We start from the raw sequence: 19,600 nt of genomic DNA, 5'->3' as shown, positions 1-19,600 counted from the left end.
TCAGCCCTTGATCTCGGTCCAGGCCTGTACCCACTTGGCGTACGGCACGCACTTGACGTCCGTGCGGCCGTCGAGGCACTGCTCGATGGGCGTGTTCCAGAAGGCGATGTTCTTCCAGTACGCGGTGTCGGCGGCGTGGTAGGTGGTGCAGAAGTTCTTGTCGCTGGTCTCGGCGCAGGCCTCGGAGTTGGCGGGTGCCTCGCCGAAGTACTCGGCGACCTGGGCGTTGACCTTCGGGGAGACGATCCAATTCAGCCACTTGTAGGCGCAGTTGGGGTGCTTGGCCTTGGCCGAGATCATCCAGGTGTCGGACCAGCCGGTGGAACCCTCCTTGGGCACGAAGGCCTTGATCTTGGTGCCCTCGTCGGCGGTGAGGTTGGCGATGACCTGCCAGGTGGTGCCGACGACGGAGTCGCCGCTCTTGAAGGCGGAAATCTCCTTGAGGTAGTCGCTCCAGTACTCGCCGATGTCCGCGTTCTGCTTCTTCAGCAGGGCGACGGCGGCGTCGAACTGGGTCTGGTCGAGCGCGTAGGGGTCCTTGATCTTCAACTCCGGCTTGGTGGCCTTGAGATAGAGGGCCGCGTCGGCGATGTAGATCGGCGAGTCGTACGCGGTGACATGGCCCTTGTACTTCGAGGCGTCGTCGAAGACCGCGGCCCAGGAGGTCGGGGCGGGCGTGACCTTCTGGGTGTTGTACATCAGCAGGTTGGCGCCGCGGCCGTGCGGGATGCCGTAGGCCTTGCCCTTGACCGAGTTCCAGGCCTGGAGCTTCAAGTCCGGGAAAATGTCTTTGTAGTTGGGGACCAGGCTTGTGTTGACGGGGGCGGCGTCGCCGGAGGCTATGAGGCGCAGGGAGGCGTCGCCGGAGGCGGAGACGGCGTCGTACTCGCCGGTCTTCATCAGCTTGACCATCTCGTCGGAGCTGGCGGCGACCTTGGAGTTGACCTTGCAGCCGGTCTGCTTCTCGAAGTCGCTGACCCAGTTGACCTTGGGGTCGTTGGAGCCGTCCTCGACGTAGCCGGCCCAGGCTATGAGGTTGACCTCGCCCTCGCTCTTGCCGAGCTTGGACTGGGCTTTGAGGTCAGGGGGGTTGAGGCCGCCGCCCGATGAACTGCTGTCGGAGGAGCCGCAGGCGGTGGCGGCGAGCAGGACGGCGGCACAGGCCGTCACCTGGAGGGTTCGGGTGAGACGCACGGCGTTCTCCATGGGTGGAGGAGATGGGTGAGCGAGTGGATCGGCGAGGGACGCGGGGAGGAGCGGGCGGGTCAGCGGGGGTCGGGGACGTGCACCGTGTGGCGCCCGTGCCATTGCAATCGCACCCGGCTGCCGCGGTAGGCGGCCACGTCCTCGGCGGAGGTCTCCAGGTTCTGCTGGAGTGCGGTGAGCCGGCCGCCGGCGTCGAGGTCGACGAGGAAGCGGGTGGAGTCCCCGAGGTAGACGACCTCGGCGACGGTGCCTGCGGCGCTCTCGTGGTCCGGTTCGCCGGTCCCGTCGGAGTCCTTGAGGACGCGGATCTTCTCGGGCCGGATGCTGTACGTGCCGGTGGTGCCGACGATCCGTTCGGCCGCCTCGCCCGCCAGCAGGTTGGAGGTGCCGACGAAGGACGCGACGAACGGGGTCGCGGGACGCTCGTAGACCTCGGCGGGGGTGCCGACCTGCTGGATGCGGCCCTGGTCGAAGACGGCGATGCGGTCGCTCATCGTCAGAGCCTCCTCCTGGTCGTGGGTGACGAAGACGAAGGTGATGCCCACCTCCCGCTGGAGCGCCTTGAGTTCGACCTGCATCTGCTCGCGCAGTTTCAGGTCGAGGGCGCCGAGCGGTTCGTCGAGCAGCAGCAGGCGGGGGCGGCCGACGAGGGCGCGGGCGAGGGCGACGCGTTGCCGCTGGCCGCCGGAGAGCTGGGCGGGGCGGCGGGCGCCGTAGCCCTCGAGTCGTACCTCGGAGAGGGCTGTTCGGGCGCGGAGGAGTCGTTCGGCCTTGGGGACCTTGCGGACCTTGAGGCCGTAGGCGACGTTCTGCTCGACGGTCATGTGCGGGAAGAGGGCGTAGTCCTGGAAGACGGTGTGGACGTCCCGTTCGAAGGGGGCGAGGCCGGTGACGTCCTGGCCGGCGAGTTCGATGGTGCCGCCGGTGGGGCTCTCGAAGCCGGCGATCATGCGGAGCACGGTCGTCTTGCCCGAGCCGGACGGGCCGAGCATCGAGAAGAACTCGCCGTCCCTGATCTCCAGGTCGACGCCGGCCACTGCGGTCGTCTCGCCGAACGACTTCCGCAGATCCCGCAGCCGGATCGCAATCCCCTCCATGGGCGGGAACCTTTCTGGTGCTCTGTGACGTTGCACGGAAACATATGAAGTCATAGTTCAAAGCTCAAGGCCCCCTTAGGGTAAAGCTTGAGTCAACGTGCAAGGTGGTGGCCGTGAACCAGCAGCAGCACCTCAACGGCGGCGCCCGAAAAGCCGTCTTCGCCCCGGTCGACAACCGGGCGCGGGTCGACGCCGTCGTCAGCCGGCTCGGGGACGCCATCGAGCTCGGACTGCTCGCCGACGGCGAGCAACTGCCGGGCGAGAGCGAGCTCGCCGGGCAGCTCGGTGTGTCCACGGTGACCCTGCGGGAGGCGCTGATGGCACTGCGCCAGCAGGGTCTGGTCACCACCCGGCGCGGGCGCGGCGGCGGCAGCTTCGTGTCACTGCCCGAAGTGCCGGGCGGGGAGCGGCTGAAGGTCCGGCTGCGCGGCTGGAGCACCGAGGAACTGCGCGACCTCGGTGACCACTGGGCCGCCCTGTCCGGCACCGCGGCCCGGCTCGCCGCGGAGCGCACGGAGCCCGAGGATCTCGTCCAACTACGGCGTACGGCCGAGGAGTTGACGCACGCCGAGGATGCGGCGGCGCGCGGCCGGGTCTACGGCCGGTTCCATGTCGAGCTGGCCGCCGCCGCGCAGTCGGCCCGGCTCACCCGGGAACAGGTCGCGTTGCAGACCGAGGTCGGTGCGCTGCTGTGCCTGGTGCTCGGCAGCGACGAATATCGTGAAGAAGCCGCAGACCGTCACCGCTCCGTAATCTCGGCCGTGCAAGATGGGGCCCACGATTCGGCCAGGGAGCTGGCCGAGCGGTGCGTGCAGGAATCGACGGCGCGGCTGATCGCCGAGCGGCTGGCCCTGTAGCCGTCGCCGCGTCCGCTCCCCGTCTGCTGGAGGGCACGCATGAGCCTCGCGACGGCACCGCCGGCCACGGCACCCGAGCAGTCCGTCGCTGCAGGGGTCCGCTCGGCCCTGGAGTCCGTGTTCGACGCCGTGGCCGCCACCCGCGCCGACACGACGGCCCTGCTCGCCAAGGTGTCCGCACAGGGCCGCCGCCCCGCGACCGTCGACCTCGCCGCACTCCGTCCCGGCCTCCATCTCCGGCTGGCCCGGCACGAGTTGGTGTCCGGCGTCGGCTTCGTCGCCGCACCGGGGCTGCTGAGCGACGTACCGGCGTGGCTTGAGTGGTGGCAGACGACCGCCGACGGGGGCATCCGGCCGCTGCTGCTCGACCTCGATCCCGAGCACTCGGCGTACGCCGACTACACGCACTGGGACTGGTTCGCGCTGCCCCGTGACACCGGGGAGCGGGCGGTCGCCGGACCGTACGTCGACTACCTCTGCTCGGACGAGTACAGCCTCACCCTGTCGGCGCCGGTGCATGTGGAGGGGCGGTTCGAGGGGGTGGCCGCGGCTGACGTGTACCTACGGCACTTCGAGGCGGCCGTGATGCCGATGCTGCGCCAACTGCCCGGTCCGGCACGGCTGGTGAACGCGCGGGGCCGGGTCGCCGCGTCCACCGACCCGCGCCATCTGGTCGGTTCGCTCAGCAAGGGACCGGACTTCGCGGAGGCGCTGGCGGCGGGCCGGGCGGGGTATGCGCGAGGGCTGCGGCTGGTGCCGTGCGACGGGGTGCCGCTGGTCCTGGTCGTCGCCGAGCGCTGACCCCGACTCCCGTAGCCAGACAGTGAGTTGGGGCGGTCCTCACTCGGCCGCCGGGACCACCCTCAGGTGTCCCGCGCCGCGTACCGGCCTGCGCGTCCTGGGCGGCGGGGTGCGGCGGGCCTCGCGCAGGACCAGGGTCAGCCGCGTATAGCCCATGTTCTCAAGGGTCTTGGGGGTCTCGCCGACGACCCGGCAGTCCGTGACGCCCCAGCGCGGGTCGGGGTGCAGCACGGGACGGACCGCGCCGTCGTGTTCCACGGCCTCCTCGCCCACCGCGCGGATCCAGTGCGGCAGGCCCTGCCGGTAGGCGGCCTCCATGATCGGGTCCTGGGCGATGTCACGGCGGATCGCCTGCAGGCCGTGGTCGTGGCCGTGGGTCTCCACCACGGAGGCGAAGTGGGCCAGCATCGGCAGGCACCAACTCGACTCGTGCTCACCGAGAACCGTGCTCGCGTCGGGGTGGAAGAGCACGAACCGAAGGAAGTTGTCGCCCGGCATGGCCGTCGGATGCGAACCGACCGCCCGGAAAAGTGACTTGAACGCGCCGTTGGTCAACACCACGTCCCAGCGGTGGTCCATGACGACGGAGGGAAAGGGGACGGCCTCCAACAGCGTGGCGTAGTCCAGCAGATACGCCTGGGCCTCGGGACTCTCGGGGGCGGGCCGCGGTGCGGACCGCTGCCCACCTGCCTGGTACGCCATCGGGAGGTCACCCCTCTTGCCTATGCGGCCTTCTCGCGGCGCCCTGATCCTGCTGCGCCGACTCTTGCCGTGTCAACTATCGTGGCATTTCATGATGGTTGACGGCTGAAATTGGCCACAGTTGTGGCGAGACCTGGATGCGAGTTCGAACGAACCGCTACCCTCCGGGATGTTCACGGCCACCGTTTGTGAGAAGCCTGTGAGAGACGTAGGAGATCTGTCGGTGTCGGATGGCTTCGAGGTACCGGGCACGACGGCCAATGCCGTGCTGCCCGCCGTCGTCGACCGCGTCACCGCGCTGGCCGAGCGGCTCGACGTTCCGCAGGCCGAGGTCTTCCACGTGGGCCGGCTCTCCGTGGCCTCCGGTGTCCCGGACCCCGTGGTCAGGGCCCTGCTGAGCGGTCGTCCCGCGGGCGAGCCCGATGTGCAGGCCCGGTTCCTGCAACGCCTCGACCTGCTGCGCCGCACCAGGCTCAAGCCCAACGGGCGCAAGTACACCCAGCAGGAGATCGCCGACGGCGCCGGCATGTCCCGCCAGCAGGCGGGCGCGCTCATCAACGGCGACCGGCGTCCCACCATGGAGCACTGCGACGCGCTCCAGCGCTTCTTCCGCGTGCACGCCGGGTTCCTCACGGCCGAGGACCCCGAGGCTCTCGCGGGCGCCCTGCAGCGCACCGAGCAGGAGCTGCTGCAGAAGCTCGCCGACCGCGAGCGGGCAGCGGCCGTGGCCGCGGGGGACCCGCTGGAGCGGCTGCTGCAGGACCACGGGGTGCGTGGAATCGCCTGGCGCGCCGCGCAGTTGCCCACCGACCAGCACCGCGACAAGGTCGCCGAGTGGCTGGACATGCTCCTGGAGAGCGTCAAGCGCCCCGAGGCGTGATCCGGGGCCGCGGGAAAGGGAATTGACGTCTCGTCAGGTGGCGCTGCGTTCGCTCGCCTCCCGCAGGTCCCGTTCCGTAGCGTCGCCCTGGGCCGTGACACCGGGCCGGCCCTCGCACAGGAGGTCACGCCAGTGCTCGCGGCTCCAGTGGGCCGGGGTGGTGGTGCCGGTGAACTCCGCGACCAGGGCCAGGAATCGGGCCGGGTCGGTGTGGAACGGGAAGTGCCCCGCCCCCTCGAAGATCTCCAGCCGGCTGCCCGGCATGGCCTCGTGGGCGCCGTGGGCGTGCCGTACCGGCACCACGCTGTCGCGGTCGCCCCACAGCAGCATGGTCGGCATGCCCTCGGTCAGATAGCAGCGGTCGAGCATGGTCACCACCTGGCCGCGCCAGTCGACGACCGCGCGCAGGGTGCGGATGAAGGCGTTGCGGGCGGTCTCGTCGGGCAACGCGTCGACGAGGGTGAGGAGTTCGGGGGCGTCCTGGCCGAGGTCGGTGTCGAGGAGTCTCATCAGGCCCACGGCGAGGCCGACTTGGAGGCGCATGCCAGGCAACCGCAGTGCGGAGAGGGCGAGATGGGAACCCGGGAGAGTGACGAGCCGTAGCACGGGGTTGACCTCGCGGCCCACGCCGCCCGCGCTGACCAGGATGAGCCGTTCGGTGCGTTCGGGGAACTGGTAGGCGAACTGCATCGCCACTCCCCCGCCCAGCGAGTGCCCGAGCAGGGTCGCGGACTCGATGCCGAGGGTGGTGAGCAGGTCGCGCACGCCGTTCGCGTAGGCGGCGACCGAGTAGTCGGCCCGTGGTTTGTCGGAGGCGCCGTGGCCGAGGAGGTCGGGGGCGATCACCGTGTGGGTGCGGGCGAGGTGCGGGATCAGCTCGGCCCAGGTGGCCGAGGAGTCGCCGATGCCGTGGATGAGGACGAGCGCCGGGCCCGAGCCGGCCATGCGGAAGGCACGGCGGTATCCGTGCACGACGCGGTACTGGAGCGTGAGTTCCGCGTCGCCCACCGGGCGCAGCCGTGCGGCGCGCGCCGGGCGCCGTGCCGGGACGTCCTCCACCCACCCACCTCCCGTTCACCTGGCCGTCCGCGGACGGCCGAAAGCCCTTCCTCCCAGCGTAGGGCCGCTGTTCCACGGGGGATTTCGGGGACGTTTCGCCTCCGCTAAGCGGGCGAACCGGGGCCGGGGGAAACGGGATTGTCAGTGGCAGGCGGCAAGCTGGAGTCGTGCCACCGCCGTGCGGGGGCGCACGACGCCGATCAGGGGAGAGCCGTCCTATGCAGACCGCAGTGATGACCGACCGCGAGCGCGCCGCCGTCCAGGCCTATCTACGGCTGCTGCACACGGTCAGAGCCGCCTTCGACGGCCCCCCGGGCGACCCACGACCGGTCCTGGTCCCACCCTCGGTGCTGGCCGAGGCGGACCAGGCCCTGAGGGACGCCGGACTCGCGGGCAACGAGGAGGCGTTCTTCGGGTTGCTGGGGAGCTGGTGCCCGGAAGGCTGACGAGGGGTTACGGATGCGGGACCGTGATCGCGGTGGCGACCAGTCCCCGGCGTACGGTCCAGCGGCCCTCGAAGGTGTCGAGGCGCTCGCCGCCGACCACCGGGCCGGGGACGAGGAGACGGGCGCGCAGGCCGCCGCGCGCTTCGGCGCCGGGGTCCGCGAAGAGTTCGATGTCGGCCTCCGAGAAGTCCAGCCACTTCCCGGTGAGGGGGAACCAGGCCTTGTAGACGGACTCCTTGGCGCTGAACAGGAGCCGGTCCCAGTGCACGGCCGGCAGCCGGGCCGCGAGCCGGGCCAGGCGTTCCTGTTCGGCGGGCAGGGAAACGGAGGGGAGGACGCCGCCGGGGAGCGGGGCGTGGGGTTCGGCGTCGATGCCGAGCGAGGCGAGGTCGGTGGCGCGGGCCAGCGCGGCGGCGCAGTAGCCGTCGCAGTGGGTCATGCTGCCGATGAGTCCGGCGGGCCAGGTCGGCGCGCCGTGGGCACCGGGCAGGATCGGCTGCGGGGGCACGCCGAGCTTCTCCATGGCGCGCCGGGCGCAGGCCCGTACGGCGGTGAACTCGCGCCGCCGCTTGGGCACCGCGCGGGCCACCCGGGCCGCTTCCTCGGGGTACAGCGGGGCGTCCTGGAACCCCTCGTCACCGTGTGTCTCCACGGTCACCACGGACTCCGGGAGCAGCTCCTCGATCACCGGCTCCGACCTCCATCGGCAGGATGCGGCGCAGTCGTCCCGGAGGTTCCGGGCGCTTCTGCCACTCGCGGGGGTATCCCACGGACACCTCTTCGAAGCGGACCCCCTCGTGGTGGGTGGTCCGCGGGATGTGGAGATGGCCGTAGACCATGGTGTCCACGCGGAATCTGCGGTGCCAGTCGGCGGTCAGGGTGGTGCCGCACCACATGGCGAACTCGGGGTACCACAGGACCTCGGTGGGGTGCCGGTCCAGGGGGTAGTGGTTGATCAGGACCGTGGGCAGGGTGTCGGGGATCTCGGTGAGCCTGCGTTCGGTCTCGGCGACGCGGGCCCGGCACCAGGCCTCGCGGCTGGGGTAGGGGTCGGGGTGTAGCAGGAACTCGTCGTTGCAGACGATGCCGGTGCCGTGCGCGTACGTCAGTCCCTCGTCCTTGGTGGCGCAGCCGGGCGGGAGGAACGAGTAGTCGTAGAGGAGGAAGAGCGGGGCCACGACGGCCGGGCCGCCGGGGCCGTCCCAGACCGGGTAGGGGTCCTCGGGGGTGAGGACGCCGAGTTCCCGGCACAGGGCGACGAGGTGTTCGTAGCGGGCGACTCCGCGCAGGGTGACGGGGTCCTTGGGGTGGGTCCACAGTTCGTGGTTGCCGGGGGACCACAGGACCTTGCGGAAGCGGCCGGCGAGGAGTTCGAGGACCCAGCGGATGTCGGCCACGGTCTCGGCGATGTCGCCGGCCACGATCAGCCAGTCCTCGTCCGTGCCGGGCCGCATGTTCTGGACGAGGGCGCGGTTCTCGGCGTACCCGATGTGCAGGTCGCTGATGGCCAGCAGCTGTCCGGCACCGTCGGCCGTCGACTCCACCCTCGCCCCCTCCGCCTCCGCGCGCACGAATGAGGTCACGAGATCACATCCCGCCGTGCCGCGACAAGACGGCGGGCGGGGGCGCCGGGGGCCGAACGGGCCGGTCAGCGCGGGCCGACGGCGGGAGTTCACGCGCCGGGTGGGCAGGATCGGGAAATCCGTAACACGGGCGTTGCACGCGGCACCCCTTGAAAGCCGTATGATCGCCCCAACACCACCGCCACGAACGCCTCTTCGCCGAGGGCGGTTTGGTGTCCCTCCAACCACCCTGGCCGGGCACGGCCTCGCTCCGCCGTGCCCGCGAACCCGAAAGGACGGCCCTGCATGGTCTCTCGCGTACGCGTCTGGCTCAACCGCACGTACGCGGAGAACGTGTTCTTCATGGATCAGCTGCGGAGAAATCCCAGCGATCGGGCCGTCGAGATCCATGCCACGCACGGCGACGCGGACTCCCCCGTACTGGCCGCGGCCGACACCGCCGACCTGGAGCCCGAGGGTCTGTCCCCGGCCGGATACGTCGAGTACGCGCTCGACCAGTGCGCCCGCCGCGGCATCGACGTGTTCGTGCCCCGGCTGCACCAGTCGGAGATCGTCGCGCACCGCGCGGACTTCGAGGCGGTGGGCACGGCACTGCTGGCGCCGACCCCCGAGGCCGTCGCCGTCTTCCACGACAAGGTGATCGCGTACGAGGCGGTCCAGGCGATCGGCGTGCCCGTGCCGCCGTGGTGGCGGGTCCGTACGGCGCCCGAACTCGTCGCGGCCGTCGAGGAGTTGGAGGCCGCCGGGCACAAGGCGTGCTTCAAGCCGGCGTCCGGTGCGGGCGGGGTGGGCTTCCGCGTGGTCACGCGCGCCCCCTTCTCGCTCATGCACCTCAACGGATTCCCGAGCCCCTACGTCCCGCTCGACACGGTCGTCGAGGCGCTGGAGCAGGCCGACGAGCAGGTCGACTGGCTGGTCATGCCGCGTCTGGAGGAGCCGGAGGTGTCGGTGGACTGCCTGACCGGTCCCGACAACCTGGTCCGGCTCGCGGTGGGCCGCACGAAGAACGGCCGCCGGCGCGGTTTCACCCTGCACGAGCAGTGGCTGGAGCCGGCCCGCCGGATCGCGGAGGGCTTCGGGCTGCACTACCTGTCCAACATCCAGTTCCGGATGTTCGGCGACAAGCCGGTGCTGATGGACGTCAACACCCGTCCCGCGGGCGGCCTGCACCAGCTGTCGCTGTGCGGGGTCAACGCCCCTTGGGCGGCAGTGCAGTTGGCGCTCGGCGAAGACCCGGGCACGATGGAGCCGCCGTTCCTGGGCGCGGACTACGCGGTGGTCTCGGGCCCCCGTCAGCTGCGTCCCGTGTCGCTCCCGCACCAGCGCGCGGAGGAGTCGGAGCCGCTGCTCCCGACGGTGCCGGCACAGACCGAGGCGGAGCCGGAGAGCACCCGCACAACGGAGTTGGGCAGCCGCGCGGCGGCCCGCGCCTAGCCTCCCGGGTCCCCCCTTTCCCCCTCCGCACCACAACTTCATACCGGTATGGACCAATCATGGGGCAGCATCTTGACACCGCGATTGGTCCATACCAACTTGGTTGCGCACCTTCCAGCACTCCCGAACACCCCCATTCCTTCAGGGAGATCGCGTGCGCGACACACTCAGACGTTCCAGACGTCGCCTCCTCGCTCTGCTCGGCACCGCAGCCCTGGCCATGGCCGGGGCCATCGCGCTGCCCGGTACCGCGCAGGCGGCCAACGTCCTGACCAACCCCGGCTTCGAGTCGGGTTCCCTGTCCCCCTGGTCCTGCACCGGAAACCTCGGCTCGGTGGTCTCCTCTCCGGTGCACGGCGGCTCCAAGGCCCTTGCGGGCGCGGTGAGTTCGAGCGACACCGCACAGTGCTCCCAGACGGTCGCCGTGCAACCGAACACGGCGTACTCGCTCAGCGGCTGGGTGCGCGGCAGTTATGTCTACCTCGGTGTCAACGGCGGTTCCTCCACGTGGACTTCGTCCCCGTCGGCGTACACGCAGTTGACGACGTCGTTCACGACCGGCGCCTCGCAGACCAGCGCCACCATCTACGTCCACGGCTGGTACGCGCAGGGCACCTACTACGCGGACGACATCAGCCTCGACGGGCCCGGCGGCGGTGGCGGTGGCGACACCCAGGCGCCGACCGCGCCGACCGGACTGACCTCCACGGGCAAGACGTCCTCCAGCGTGTCCCTGTCGTGGGGCGCCTCGAGCGACAACGTGGGTGTCACGGCGTACGACATCTACAGCGGCGCGAACCAGGTTCTCAGCGTCTCCGGTACGAGCGCCACGGTCAGCGGGCTCTCGTCCAGCACCGCCTACACGTTCACCGTGAAGGCGCGGGACGCGGCCGGGAACTCCTCCGCGGCCTCCAACTCCGTGAGCGTCACCACGGACGCGGGCACCGGCGGCGGCACCGGCTTCAAGCAGGCCGCGCCCTATCTGTACGAAGGGTGGGGCGACCCGCCGAACCCGGCGACGGTGATGGCCGCGACGGGCGTCAAGTGGTTCACGATGGCGTTCGTGCTGGACTCCGGCGGCTGCAACCCCGCCTGGGACGGCAGCCGGGCGCTGACCGGTGGCGTCGACCAGACGGCGATCAACCAGATCCGCGCGGCCGGCGGTGACATCGTGCCGTCGTTCGGCGGCTGGCAGGGCAGCAAGCTCGGCGCCAACTGCTCCTCCGCGAGCGCGCTCGCCGGGGCGCTGCAGAAGGTGATCAGCGCCTACGGCCTCAAGGCCATCGACATGGACATCGAGAACACGGACGAGTTCGAGAACGAGGCCGTCCAGGCGAAGATCCTCACCGCGCTGAAGACCGTCAAGGCCAACAACCCCGGCCTGAAGACGATCGTCACCTTCGGCACCTCGACCACCGGCCCGACGTACTACGGCAACCGGCTGATCGAGCAGGCGCAGTCGCTCAACGCCGGCATCGACGTCTTCACCATCATGCCGTTCGACTTCGGCGGCGGCTCCGACATGTACGGCAACACGGTCGCCGCGGCCGAGGGCCTGAAGACCAAGCTGAAGTCCACCTTCGGGTGGGACGACGCGACGGCCTACTCGCACATCGGCATCTCCGGCATGAACGGTCTCAGCGACCAGCAGGAGAACACCACGCCCACCATCTGGACCCAGATCCGCGACTGGTCCAACTCGCACCACATCGCACGGCTCGCCTACTGGGCCGTGAACCGCGACCGGCCGTGCGCCGGTGGCGGAGTGGTCAGCAACTGCTCCGGCATCAACCAGAGCACCTGGCAGTTCACGTCCATCACGGCCGGCTTCACCGGCTGAGCGTCAGCGTGGGGGTGCCCCGTCCGGGTACCCCCACGCCCGCGCCAACTCCCTTAGCCTGTACGGCAGTTCGACCGCCGGATCGGCGGTGCGGGCGGGCTGGACCCGGCCCGACTTGAGGGTGCTGCTCCAGTCTCCGAGCTGCGGCCGGTGGACGCCGTGGTCCTTGCTGCCGTAGTCGAGCATCCCGCTCTCCCAGGGCACACCGAGGTACTCGCACAGGCCGCGGGTCGACTTCTCCGGTTCGGCGGTGAGGTTCTCGTACGTCATCACATGGGCGTCGAGATGCTGCCGGGCCTCCTCCAACTTCTCGGCGTAGCCCAGGACTTCGGCGCGGATCGCCTCATGGTCGGGGTCGTCCCGGCGGGCCGTGAGCGAGGCGACGATCGCGCCCGGGTGGCGCAGCAGCAGGATGTAGCGGGCGTTGGGCCAACATCGATGCAGGCGCGGCCAGATGAGGGTGTTGGGCGGGGTCTTGTCGACGATGACGTCCTTGCCGCTGCGCTCAAGTTCGAGGTGGAGCACCCGGTCCCACAGGACGTGCTCCAACTCCTCCTTGTCGAGCGCGAGTTCCCGCATGGCGTCGTCGCTGAACTCACGGGACAGATGGACGTGCAGGGTACGCAGATGCATCTCGTGCGGGGCGCGGATCCGGCTGTGACTGTTCATCAGCACCCGCAGCAGCGTGGACCCGGAGCGCACGGACGACAACACGAACACCGGCGAGTCCACCAGGCGCGGGGCGCGCGGCGCGGTGTAGCCGTCGGCGGCCGGCCGGGGCGCGGGCATCGCGTCGAGGGGGCGGCGCGGCGGGCTGACCGCCTGCGCCATCAGCCTCCCCCGCCGCCGCAGCCCCTTGCCGATCGCGGACATCCGCGGGTCTCGCATGCTGACACCTTTCTCTCGCCGTTCCCCCCGGATCCCAGAGGGGGCAGGCGAACTCGAGGTGTCACGGAGTCGAACGGCACGGGCCGGAATCGGCGGAAAAGAGCCGCTGACCTGCCCGCTTACCGTTTCCTTAATTCTTGATGGGAACTCGTCCACACCCCGAGACCCGCGAGGGTCTCAGAAGCGGCCCGAACCGCGGTACAGCTCCAGATCCCCGTCCAGTTCCACGGCCAGCACGGTCGCGTGCGGGTCGAGGTCGGCCTCGGCGGGCGGGTCGATCCACAGCACGCCGACCGCCTCGTGCAGCCCGCCGATCACGCGGTGGGCGAGTTCGGTGCCGGTGCCGAGGACGGTGACCCGGCGGACCGGGGTGACCAGTCCCCGGACGCCGATCTCGGCGCGTGGGACGTCGAAGAGAGTGAGGTAGAGGGTGCGGCCGTCGGCGGAGAGGGTGCTCGGCCCGTAGTGGTGCCCGGCCGGCAGGCCGCGGACCGTGCCGTACACGGCGTCGGAGTGCTTGCGGATCCACTCCCCCAGGCCTTCGAGGCGCTCGACCTGCGGCTGCGGGATGATGCCGTCCTCCGTCGGGCCGACGTCGAGGAGGAGGTTGCCGCCCCCGCCGATCGTCTCCGTGAAGTAACGCACCAGCTGGCTGAGCGACTTGTGGTTGTCGTCGTGGTGCTGATAGCCCCACGAGTCGTTGATGGTGAGGCACAACTCCCAGGGCCCGTCCGGGGGTTCGATGGGGGCGCCCTGTTCCGGTGTCGCGTAGTCGCCCTCGCTGAGCATGCGGGCGTTGAAGACGACATGGGGTGAGTACGAGCGGATCAGCGCGGCGAGTTCCTTGATGCGCCACTGCTCCTCGCTGCGGTCCCACTCGCCGTCGAACCACATCAGGTCGGGGCGGTAGCGGGAGGCCAACTCCCGTATCTGGCCGTCCCGGTAGGCGATGAACCGTTCCCAGGCCGCGAGGTCCTCGTCCTCGGCCGAGCACTCGGAGTACCGGTTGTCCTCCTGCTCCGGCGGGCGGCCCGGTTTGCGGGTGGTGGCGTAGTCGGGGTGGTTCCAGTCGGAGTGCGAGTAGTACAGGCCGACCTTGAGGCCCTGCTCGCGGAGCGCGTCGGCGTAGCCGGTGATGTAGTCCTTGCCGAGGTTGAGGTCGCCGAACTCGGTGTCCCACAGGGCCACTCCGTCGTGGTGGCGGCTGGTGAGAACGGCGTACTTGGCGCCGGCGCGGGCGAACAGGTCGGCCCAGGCGCGCGGGTCGTACTGCGCGCCGGTGAAGCGGCTGAGCTGGGACATGTACTGGTCATGCGGCACGATGTCGTCGTAGAACGACCAGGACTCCTGGACGCCGTCGACGGCGTAGATCCCCCAGTGGACGAAGATCCCCAACTTGGCGTCGGTGAACCACGGTTGCATGGGCACGGCTGAACTCCCGTTACGTACAAGGTCAGTTGGGGGATGTGCCAGGGGGCGGGCCCGGCGTGCGACGACCGGGCCCGCCCCCTGGGGCTCTACTGGGCCGCGTCCGCCCGCTTCAGACGGAGCGTCAGGATCTGGAAGGGCCGCAGGGCGACGGCGACCGAGCCGCCGTCGAAGGAGACCTCCTCCTCCAGCGGGCGCTCCAGCAGGTCCGTGATGCAGGCGCCCGCAAGGGGGAAGCCTGTGCGCAGGGTGCCCTCGGCGCGGCCGCCGTTGGACTCGTAGAGCCGGACCACGACGTCGCCGGACTCGTCGTCGGCGAGCTTGACGGCCTCGACGGTGATGCCGTCGCCGTCGACGGAGACGACCGGCTGCGGAGCGCCGCCCGAATCGGCCACCCGCAGCGGGAGGTTGAGGGCGTAGCCCTCGGCGACCGCGTCCTCGATGCTCGCGCCGGGCAGCAGCGAGTAGACGAAGCGGTGCCTGCCCTGGTCGGCGCCCGGGTCCGGGATGCGCGGGGCGCGCACCAGGCTGAGGCGGACCGTGGTCGTCGTACCGCCGTCCTCGCGGACGGTGCGGGAGACGTCGTGGCCGTACGTCGAGTCGTTGATGACGGCGACGCCGTAGCCGGGCTCGGCGAGGTGCACCCAGCGGTGGCCGGAGACCTCGAAACGGGCCGCCTCCCAGCTGGTGTTGGTGTGTGTGGGCCGCTGGATGTGGCCGAACTGGATCTCCGCGGAGGAGTGCGCGGCCCGGATGTCGACCGGGAAGCCGGCCTTGAGGAACTTCTCGGCCTCGTGCCAGTCGATGTCGGTCTCGAAGTCGATCCGGGCGCTGCCGGCGCGGACGGTGATCGTCTGCACGATCTTCGAGCCCTTGCCGAAGGACCGTTCCACACGGATCGCGCCGAGCAGCGGGTCCTGCTCGACGACCGTGATGGAGTCGGCGGTCAGGAGGTCGGTGAAGCGGTTCTTGTAGTGCTTGTCGACGTCCCAGGCGTCCCAGTAGTTCGGCAGGTCGGCGTGCAGGCGCAGCAGGTTGCCCTGGTCGGCGAGGACTTCACGGCCGCCGTGGCGCAGGTCGCGCACGGAGGCGAGGGTGCCGTCGTCGGCGAGTTCGACACGGACGATGCCGTTGTCGAGGACGCGGTCGGTGACGGTGACCGCCTGCGGGACGTACTCGGCGGCCAGCGGGGCGCTGCCGTTCGCGGGGACCGTCGCGTACATCGGAACACCGGTCGCGGTGCGGATGACCTCGGCGCGGTCGTAGGGGCTGGTGTTGAAGACGGTGGTGCCACCGCCGCCCAGCGCGGCCACGGCCGCCGTCGTCAGCTCCTCCAACTCCGTTGCCACACGCGCGTATTCGGCCTCGGCCTCGCGGTGCACCCAGGCGATCGAGGAGCCCGGCAGGATGTCGTGGAACTGGTGCAGCAGCACCGTCTTCCACAGCCGGTCCAGCTTCTCGTACGGGTAGGTGTAGCCCGGTGCGTGCAGCGCGGCGGTGGTCGCCCACAACTCGGCCTCGCGCAGGCGGTGTTCGCTGCGCCGGTTGCCCTGCTTGGTGCGGGCCTGGGAGGTGTAGGTGGCACGGTGGAGTTCGAGGTAGAGCTCGCCGACCCACACCGGGGCGTCGGGGTACTCGGCGCGGGCCTTGGCGAAGAACTCGTCGGGGTGCTCGACGACAACCTTCGGGGAGCCCTCCAAGTCGGCGAGCCTGCGCGCCCGTTCCATGATCTCGCGGGTGGGGCCGCCACCGCCGTCGCCCCAGCCGAAGGGGGCCAGGGAGCGGGTGGCGCTGCCCTTCTCCTGGTAGTTGCGGACCGCGCGGGACATCTCCTCGCCGCTGAAACGGGCGTTGTAGGTGTCGACCGGCGGGAAGTGGGTGAAGATGCGGGTGCCGTCGATGCCCTCCCACCAGAAGGTGTGGTGGGGGAACTTGTTGGTCTGGTTCCAGGAGATCTTCTGGGTGAGGAACCACTCGTTGCCGGCGAGCTTGGCGAGCTGCGGGTAGGCCGCGTTGTAGCCGAAGGAGTCGGGCAGCCAGACGCCCTTGGTCTCGACGCCGAAGTGCTCGATGAAGAACCGCTTGCCGTGGACGAGTTGGCGGGCGATGGCCTCGCCGCCGGGCAGGTTGCCGTCGGACTCGACCCACATGCCGCCGACCGGCGCCCACTGGCCGCGCTTGACGGACTCCTGGATGCGGGCCCACACCTGCGGGTAGTTGTCGCGCACCCACTCGTACTGCTGGGCCTGCGAGCAGGCGAAGATGAAGTCCTCGTACTCGTCGGCGAGCGAGGTCACGTTGGAGAAGGTGCGGGACGTCTTGCGCTTGGTCTCGCGGATCGGCCACAGCCACGCGGAGTCGATGTGCGCGTGCCCGACACCGGAGACGATGTGCGCACTGGCGTTGGCCGGCTTGGACAGCACGGGCTTGAGCGCGGCGCGTACGTCGGCTGCCGTACCGGAGACGTCGTCGAGGTCGAGCAGGTCCATGGACCGGTCCAGGGCGTGCATGATCTCGTGCCGGCGGGGGTCGTGCTCGCCCAGTTCCAGCATCAGCTCGCGCAGCACCTGGATGTCGAGATCCAGGTGGAAGACCTCCTCGTCGAGGACGGCGAGGTCGGCGCGGCGGAATGTATACAGTGGACGGTCGCCCGCCGTCAGTACATCGCCGAGCGGGGTCGGCTCGGCGAAGTTGTTGGCGAGGATGTCGGGATTGGAGGCCGCCTCGACGAGGTAGTCGATGACCTCGCCGCCGGTCGCCGGGTTGGCGATCGCCACGTACTGGTTGAGCGGGTTGACCGCCTTCAGCGGGGTCCCGTCCACGAGGTGGACCAGTGCCTCGGCCTGGTTGCCCGGCCAGTCGCCGGTGAAGCCGAGGTCGATGACGGCCTCGACGCGCTTCCCGGCCCACTCCGCCGGCACCTGTCCGCGCATCCGGAACCACGTGGTGCCCCAGGGCGGACCCCACGGGGTGTCCATCGCGAACGGTGCGTACGGCGCCGCCGCGGCCTCCTCGAAGGAGACCGGCTCGCCGGGGGCCTGCCAGGCCTCGACCGTGAAGGGCGCGGTGGCGGCGTAGATCGCGGGCTTGATCCGCTGGTCATGGGCGCGCTGGACGCGCTCCTCGATCCGGCTGCGTTCGTCGTGCATGGGAGGTCTCCAGGGAACCAGGGAGCTGAGCTGCTGAGAGCTTGGGGAGCTGGTGAGAACTCGCTGCCGAGATCTCGGGGGAAAGCGCTTACCGAGCGATGCCTACTTAAGGTACGCCAGACCCGGGTGGACCTCGGTGTAGCCCTCGACCAGGCGGCGTGCGACGTTCACGGAGTCGACCAGCGGGTGCAGCGCGAACGCCTTCACCGCCGTCGTACGGGAGCCGTTCTCGGCCGCCGCGAGGACCTCGCGCTCGACGCCCTTGACCGCGCAGACCAGGCCGGTGGCGTGGTCGGGCAGCGGATCGACCGCGACGGGGTGGGCGCCGTTGGCGTCGACCAGGCACGGCACCTCGATGACCGCGTCCGCGTCGAGGACCGACAGCGCGCCCTGGTTGCGGACGTTGAGGATCAGGGTGGTGCGCTCGTCGCGGGCGATGGCCCGCATCAGGGCGAGGGCGACCTTCTCGTACCCGCCGGAGAGGTCGTCGGCGTCGCGTTCGCCCGCGCCGGCGGTCTCCCGGTTCTCGGACATGTAGGTGGCCTCGCGCTCGGCGCGGGTGCGGTCCCAGGCGGTGAGCGCGGAGGCGTCGGGGCGCTTCATCTCGTCGTAGAACTGGGCCTGTTGGTCGCGCAGGAAGGCGCCGCGGGTCCGCTCGACCTGGCTGTAGGCGCGGACGGTCTCGCGGTTGAAGTAGTAGTAGTGCAGGTACTCGTTCGGGATGGCGCCGAGCGACTGGAGCCAGTCGGTGCCGAAGAGCTTGCCCTCCTCGAAGGAGCCGAGGAGGTCGGGGTCGGCGAGCAGGCGCGGGAGTTCGTCGCGGCCGGCGACGCGCAGGCCGCGTACCCAGCCGAGGTGGTTGAGGCCGACGTAGTCGATGAAGGCCTCGCGCGGGTTGGCGCCGAGCACCTTGGCGATACGGCGGCCGAGGCCGACCGGGGAGTCGCAGATGCCGATGACGCGGTCGCCGAGGTGGCGGGACATGGCCTCGGTGACCAGGCCGGCGGGGTTGGTGAAGTTGATGACCCAGGCGTCGGGGGCGAGGCGGGCCACGCGCTGCGCGATGTCGACGGCCACGGGGACGGTTCGTAGACCATAGGCAATACCGCCGGCGCCGACTGTCTCCTGGCCGAGGACGCCCTCCGCGAGGGCCACCCGTTCGTCGTCGGCTCGGCCTTCCAGGCCGCCCACGCGGATCGCGGAGAAGACGAAGTCGGCGCCGCGCAGGGCCTCGTCGAGGTCGGTGGTGGCGGTGACCGTGGGGGCGTCGGGCACGGTGGCGGCCTGTTCGGCCAGTACACGGGCGACCGCATACAGTCGACTGTCGTCGAGGTCGTGCAGCACCACTTCGGTGACCCGGCCCTCGCCGCGGTCGGTCAGCAGTGCCCCGTACACGAGCGGCACGCGGAATCCGCCGCCGCCCAGAATCGTCAGCTTCACGCTTTCACCTTTCCTGCCACGACGACCTCGACGCCCGCTTCCTCCAGGGAGGAGCGGGTCACCGGGTCGACCGGGGCGTTCGTCACGACCGCGTCGAGGTCCTCGGGACCGCACACCTTCGCCATGCCCGTACCCGGGAACTTCTGCGCGTCGGCGAGCAGGACGACCTTCTCGCCGGCCTTGATCATGGCCCGTTTGACCGGCACCTCGACGACGGTCGTGTCCATCACCTGTCCGCCGGTCCGCACACCACTGGTGCCGAGGAAGAGCCAGTCGGCGTGCAGTTGGCGCAGGTTGTCCTCGGTGAGGAAGCCCACCAGGGAGCGGTACTCGCGCCGGACCATGCCGCCGAGCAGCACCAGTTCGATGCCCTCGTCGTCGGCCAGCTCCTCGTAGACGACCAGGTTGCTGGTGATCACGGTGAGGCGGCGGCCGTGCAGCTGCCGGGCGAGCCGGTAGGCGGTGGTGCCGATGTCGAGGAGGACGGACTGGCCGTCGGCCACCATGGCGGCGGCGCGCGCGGCTATCGCGTCCTTCTCGGCCACCCGCACCTCGGCGACCTCGGCGAAGGGCTGGTCGCCCTCGTCGGCCACGGCACCGCCGTGGACGCGGGTGAGCAGCCCGTCCTCCTCCAGCTTGAGGAGGTCGCGCCTGATGGTGGCGGGGCTCACGCTCAGTTGCTCGGAGAGGTCGGTCACAGAGGCGGGGCCACCGGAGCGCAGGGCCCGCAGGATGAGTTGGTGTCGTCGTTCTGCCAGCACGCGGTGCACACTACTCGTCATCTTCAATC

General features: G+C 70.3%; 17 protein-coding genes. 6 read left to right on the top strand and 11 right to left on the bottom strand.

Features of this window, described 5'->3' with window-relative positions:
* Positions 1 to 1,194, bottom strand: coding sequence for an ABC transporter substrate-binding protein (locus JHN45_RS18125; RefSeq protein WP_307783128.1), 1,194 nt, complete (start codon positions 1,192 to 1,194; stop codon positions 1 to 3).
* A 71-nt stretch (positions 1,195 to 1,265) separates the two neighbouring features.
* Positions 1,266 to 2,303 (bottom strand): ABC transporter ATP-binding protein, encoded by a 1,038-nt coding sequence (locus JHN45_RS18120; RefSeq protein WP_201049730.1) that lies wholly within the window; start codon positions 2,301 to 2,303, stop codon positions 1,266 to 1,268.
* Between the two features lie 113 nt (positions 2,304 to 2,416).
* On the opposite strand from JHN45_RS18120, the gene JHN45_RS18115 reads away from it, so the two are divergent.
* Positions 2,417 to 3,160 (top strand): FadR/GntR family transcriptional regulator, encoded by a 744-nt coding sequence (locus JHN45_RS18115; RefSeq protein ID WP_200713846.1) that lies wholly within the window; start codon positions 2,417 to 2,419, stop codon positions 3,158 to 3,160.
* A gap of 39 nt (positions 3,161 to 3,199) precedes the next feature.
* Positions 3,200 to 3,961, top strand: coding sequence for a cache domain-containing protein (locus JHN45_RS18110; protein WP_201049729.1), 762 nt, complete (start codon positions 3,200 to 3,202; stop codon positions 3,959 to 3,961).
* 39 nt (positions 3,962 to 4,000) lie between these two features.
* Here JHN45_RS18110 and JHN45_RS18105 read toward each other — a convergent pair whose 3' ends face one another.
* Positions 4,001 to 4,663, bottom strand: a complete 663-nt coding sequence (locus tag JHN45_RS18105) for a hypothetical protein (protein ID WP_201049728.1) — start codon at positions 4,661 to 4,663, stop codon at positions 4,001 to 4,003.
* Positions 4,664 to 4,886: 223 nt separating this feature from the next.
* Here JHN45_RS18105 and JHN45_RS18100 point away from each other — a divergent pair, with 223 nt between their 5' ends.
* A complete protein-coding gene (locus JHN45_RS18100) occupies positions 4,887 to 5,543 on the top strand; it encodes a helix-turn-helix transcriptional regulator (RefSeq protein WP_200713843.1) in 657 nt (218 codons plus the stop codon).
* Positions 5,544 to 5,576: 33 nt separating this feature from the next.
* Here JHN45_RS18100 and JHN45_RS18095 read toward each other — a convergent pair whose 3' ends face one another.
* Entirely contained in the window at positions 5,577 to 6,602 is a 1,026-nt protein-coding gene (locus tag JHN45_RS18095; protein WP_200713842.1) for an alpha/beta fold hydrolase, read from the bottom strand.
* Between the two features lie 218 nt (positions 6,603 to 6,820).
* On the opposite strand from JHN45_RS18095, the gene JHN45_RS18090 reads away from it, so the two are divergent.
* Entirely contained in the window at positions 6,821 to 7,048 is a 228-nt protein-coding gene (locus JHN45_RS18090) for a hypothetical protein (RefSeq protein WP_201049727.1), read from the top strand.
* A gap of 7 nt (positions 7,049 to 7,055) precedes the next feature.
* Here the strand turns inward: JHN45_RS18090 and JHN45_RS18085 are convergent, their stop codons facing one another.
* Together JHN45_RS18085 and JHN45_RS18080 are read right to left on the bottom strand one after the other, a co-directional pair.
* Positions 7,056 to 7,736, bottom strand: coding sequence for a 4'-phosphopantetheinyl transferase superfamily protein (locus JHN45_RS18085; RefSeq protein WP_201049726.1), 681 nt, complete (start codon positions 7,734 to 7,736; stop codon positions 7,056 to 7,058).
* Entirely contained in the window at positions 7,684 to 8,592 is a 909-nt protein-coding gene (locus JHN45_RS18080) for a metallophosphoesterase (RefSeq protein WP_201049758.1), read from the bottom strand. Before JHN45_RS18080 ends, JHN45_RS18085 begins: the two co-directional genes overlap by 53 nt.
* A 324-nt stretch (positions 8,593 to 8,916) precedes the next feature.
* On the opposite strand from JHN45_RS18080, the gene JHN45_RS18075 reads away from it, so the two are divergent.
* Both JHN45_RS18075 and JHN45_RS18070 read left to right on the top strand, forming a co-directional pair.
* The gene (locus JHN45_RS18075) at positions 8,917 to 10,065 is read left to right on the top strand and encodes an ATP-grasp domain-containing protein (RefSeq protein ID WP_200713840.1); all 1,149 of its coding nucleotides are present in this window, start codon (positions 8,917 to 8,919) and stop codon (positions 10,063 to 10,065) included.
* A gap of 154 nt (positions 10,066 to 10,219) precedes the next feature.
* Positions 10,220 to 11,905 (top strand): carbohydrate binding domain-containing protein, encoded by a 1,686-nt coding sequence (locus tag JHN45_RS18070; RefSeq protein ID WP_201049725.1) that lies wholly within the window; start codon positions 10,220 to 10,222, stop codon positions 11,903 to 11,905.
* A gap of 3 nt (positions 11,906 to 11,908) precedes the next feature.
* Here the strand turns inward: JHN45_RS18070 and JHN45_RS18065 are convergent, their stop codons facing one another.
* The 5 genes from JHN45_RS18065 to JHN45_RS18045 all read right to left on the bottom strand — a co-directional run bounded on the left by JHN45_RS18065 (position 11,909) and on the right by JHN45_RS18045 (position 19,571).
* Complete coding sequence (locus JHN45_RS18065; protein WP_201049724.1) at positions 11,909 to 12,793, bottom strand: sulfotransferase; 885 nt, start codon at positions 12,791 to 12,793, stop codon at positions 11,909 to 11,911.
* 177 nt (positions 12,794 to 12,970) lie between these two features.
* Complete coding sequence (locus tag JHN45_RS18060) at positions 12,971 to 14,221, bottom strand: alpha-L-fucosidase (RefSeq protein ID WP_201049723.1); 1,251 nt, start codon at positions 14,219 to 14,221, stop codon at positions 12,971 to 12,973.
* 89 nt (positions 14,222 to 14,310) lie between these two features.
* Positions 14,311 to 17,370, bottom strand: coding sequence for a glycoside hydrolase family 38 C-terminal domain-containing protein (locus tag JHN45_RS18055; RefSeq protein WP_201049722.1), 3,060 nt, complete (start codon positions 17,368 to 17,370; stop codon positions 14,311 to 14,313).
* Positions 17,371 to 17,472: 102 nt separating this feature from the next.
* Complete coding sequence (locus JHN45_RS18050) at positions 17,473 to 18,810, bottom strand: 6-phospho-beta-glucosidase (RefSeq protein WP_200713835.1); 1,338 nt, start codon at positions 18,808 to 18,810, stop codon at positions 17,473 to 17,475.
* On the bottom strand, positions 18,807 to 19,571 hold the full coding sequence (locus JHN45_RS18045) for a DeoR/GlpR family DNA-binding transcription regulator (protein WP_200713834.1): 765 nt from the start codon (positions 19,569 to 19,571) through the stop codon (positions 18,807 to 18,809). The genes JHN45_RS18050 and JHN45_RS18045 overlap by 4 nt, the downstream gene beginning before the upstream one ends.
* Between the last annotated feature and the right edge of the window lie 29 nt (positions 19,572 to 19,600).

This window comes from Streptomyces sp. MBT53, from assembly GCF_016654115.1.
In the GTDB taxonomy this organism is placed as follows: Bacteria; Actinomycetota; Actinomycetes; order Streptomycetales; family Streptomycetaceae; genus Streptomyces.
This window is presented reverse-complemented; position numbering and strand designations above follow the sequence as displayed.

Excerpts from the sequence above, each read along its gene's own strand:
- JHN45_RS18120 (WP_201049730.1), bottom strand. The coding sequence starts at position 2,303 with ATGGAGGGGATTGCGATCCGGCTGCGGGATCTGCGGAAGTCGTTCGGC.
- JHN45_RS18110 (WP_201049729.1), top strand. The coding sequence starts at position 3,200 with ATGAGCCTCGCGACGGCACCGCCGGCCACGGCACCCGAGCAGTCCGTC.
- JHN45_RS18105 (WP_201049728.1), bottom strand. The coding sequence starts at position 4,663 with ATGGCGTACCAGGCAGGTGGGCAGCGGTCCGCACCGCGGCCCGCCCCC.
- JHN45_RS18090 (WP_201049727.1), top strand. The coding sequence starts at position 6,821 with ATGCAGACCGCAGTGATGACCGACCGCGAGCGCGCCGCCGTCCAGGCC.
- JHN45_RS18075 (WP_200713840.1), top strand. The coding sequence starts at position 8,917 with ATGGTCTCTCGCGTACGCGTCTGGCTCAACCGCACGTACGCGGAGAAC.
- JHN45_RS18065 (WP_201049724.1), bottom strand. The coding sequence starts at position 12,793 with ATGCGAGACCCGCGGATGTCCGCGATCGGCAAGGGGCTGCGGCGGCGG.
- JHN45_RS18055 (WP_201049722.1), bottom strand. The coding sequence starts at position 17,370 with ATGCACGACGAACGCAGCCGGATCGAGGAGCGCGTCCAGCGCGCCCAT.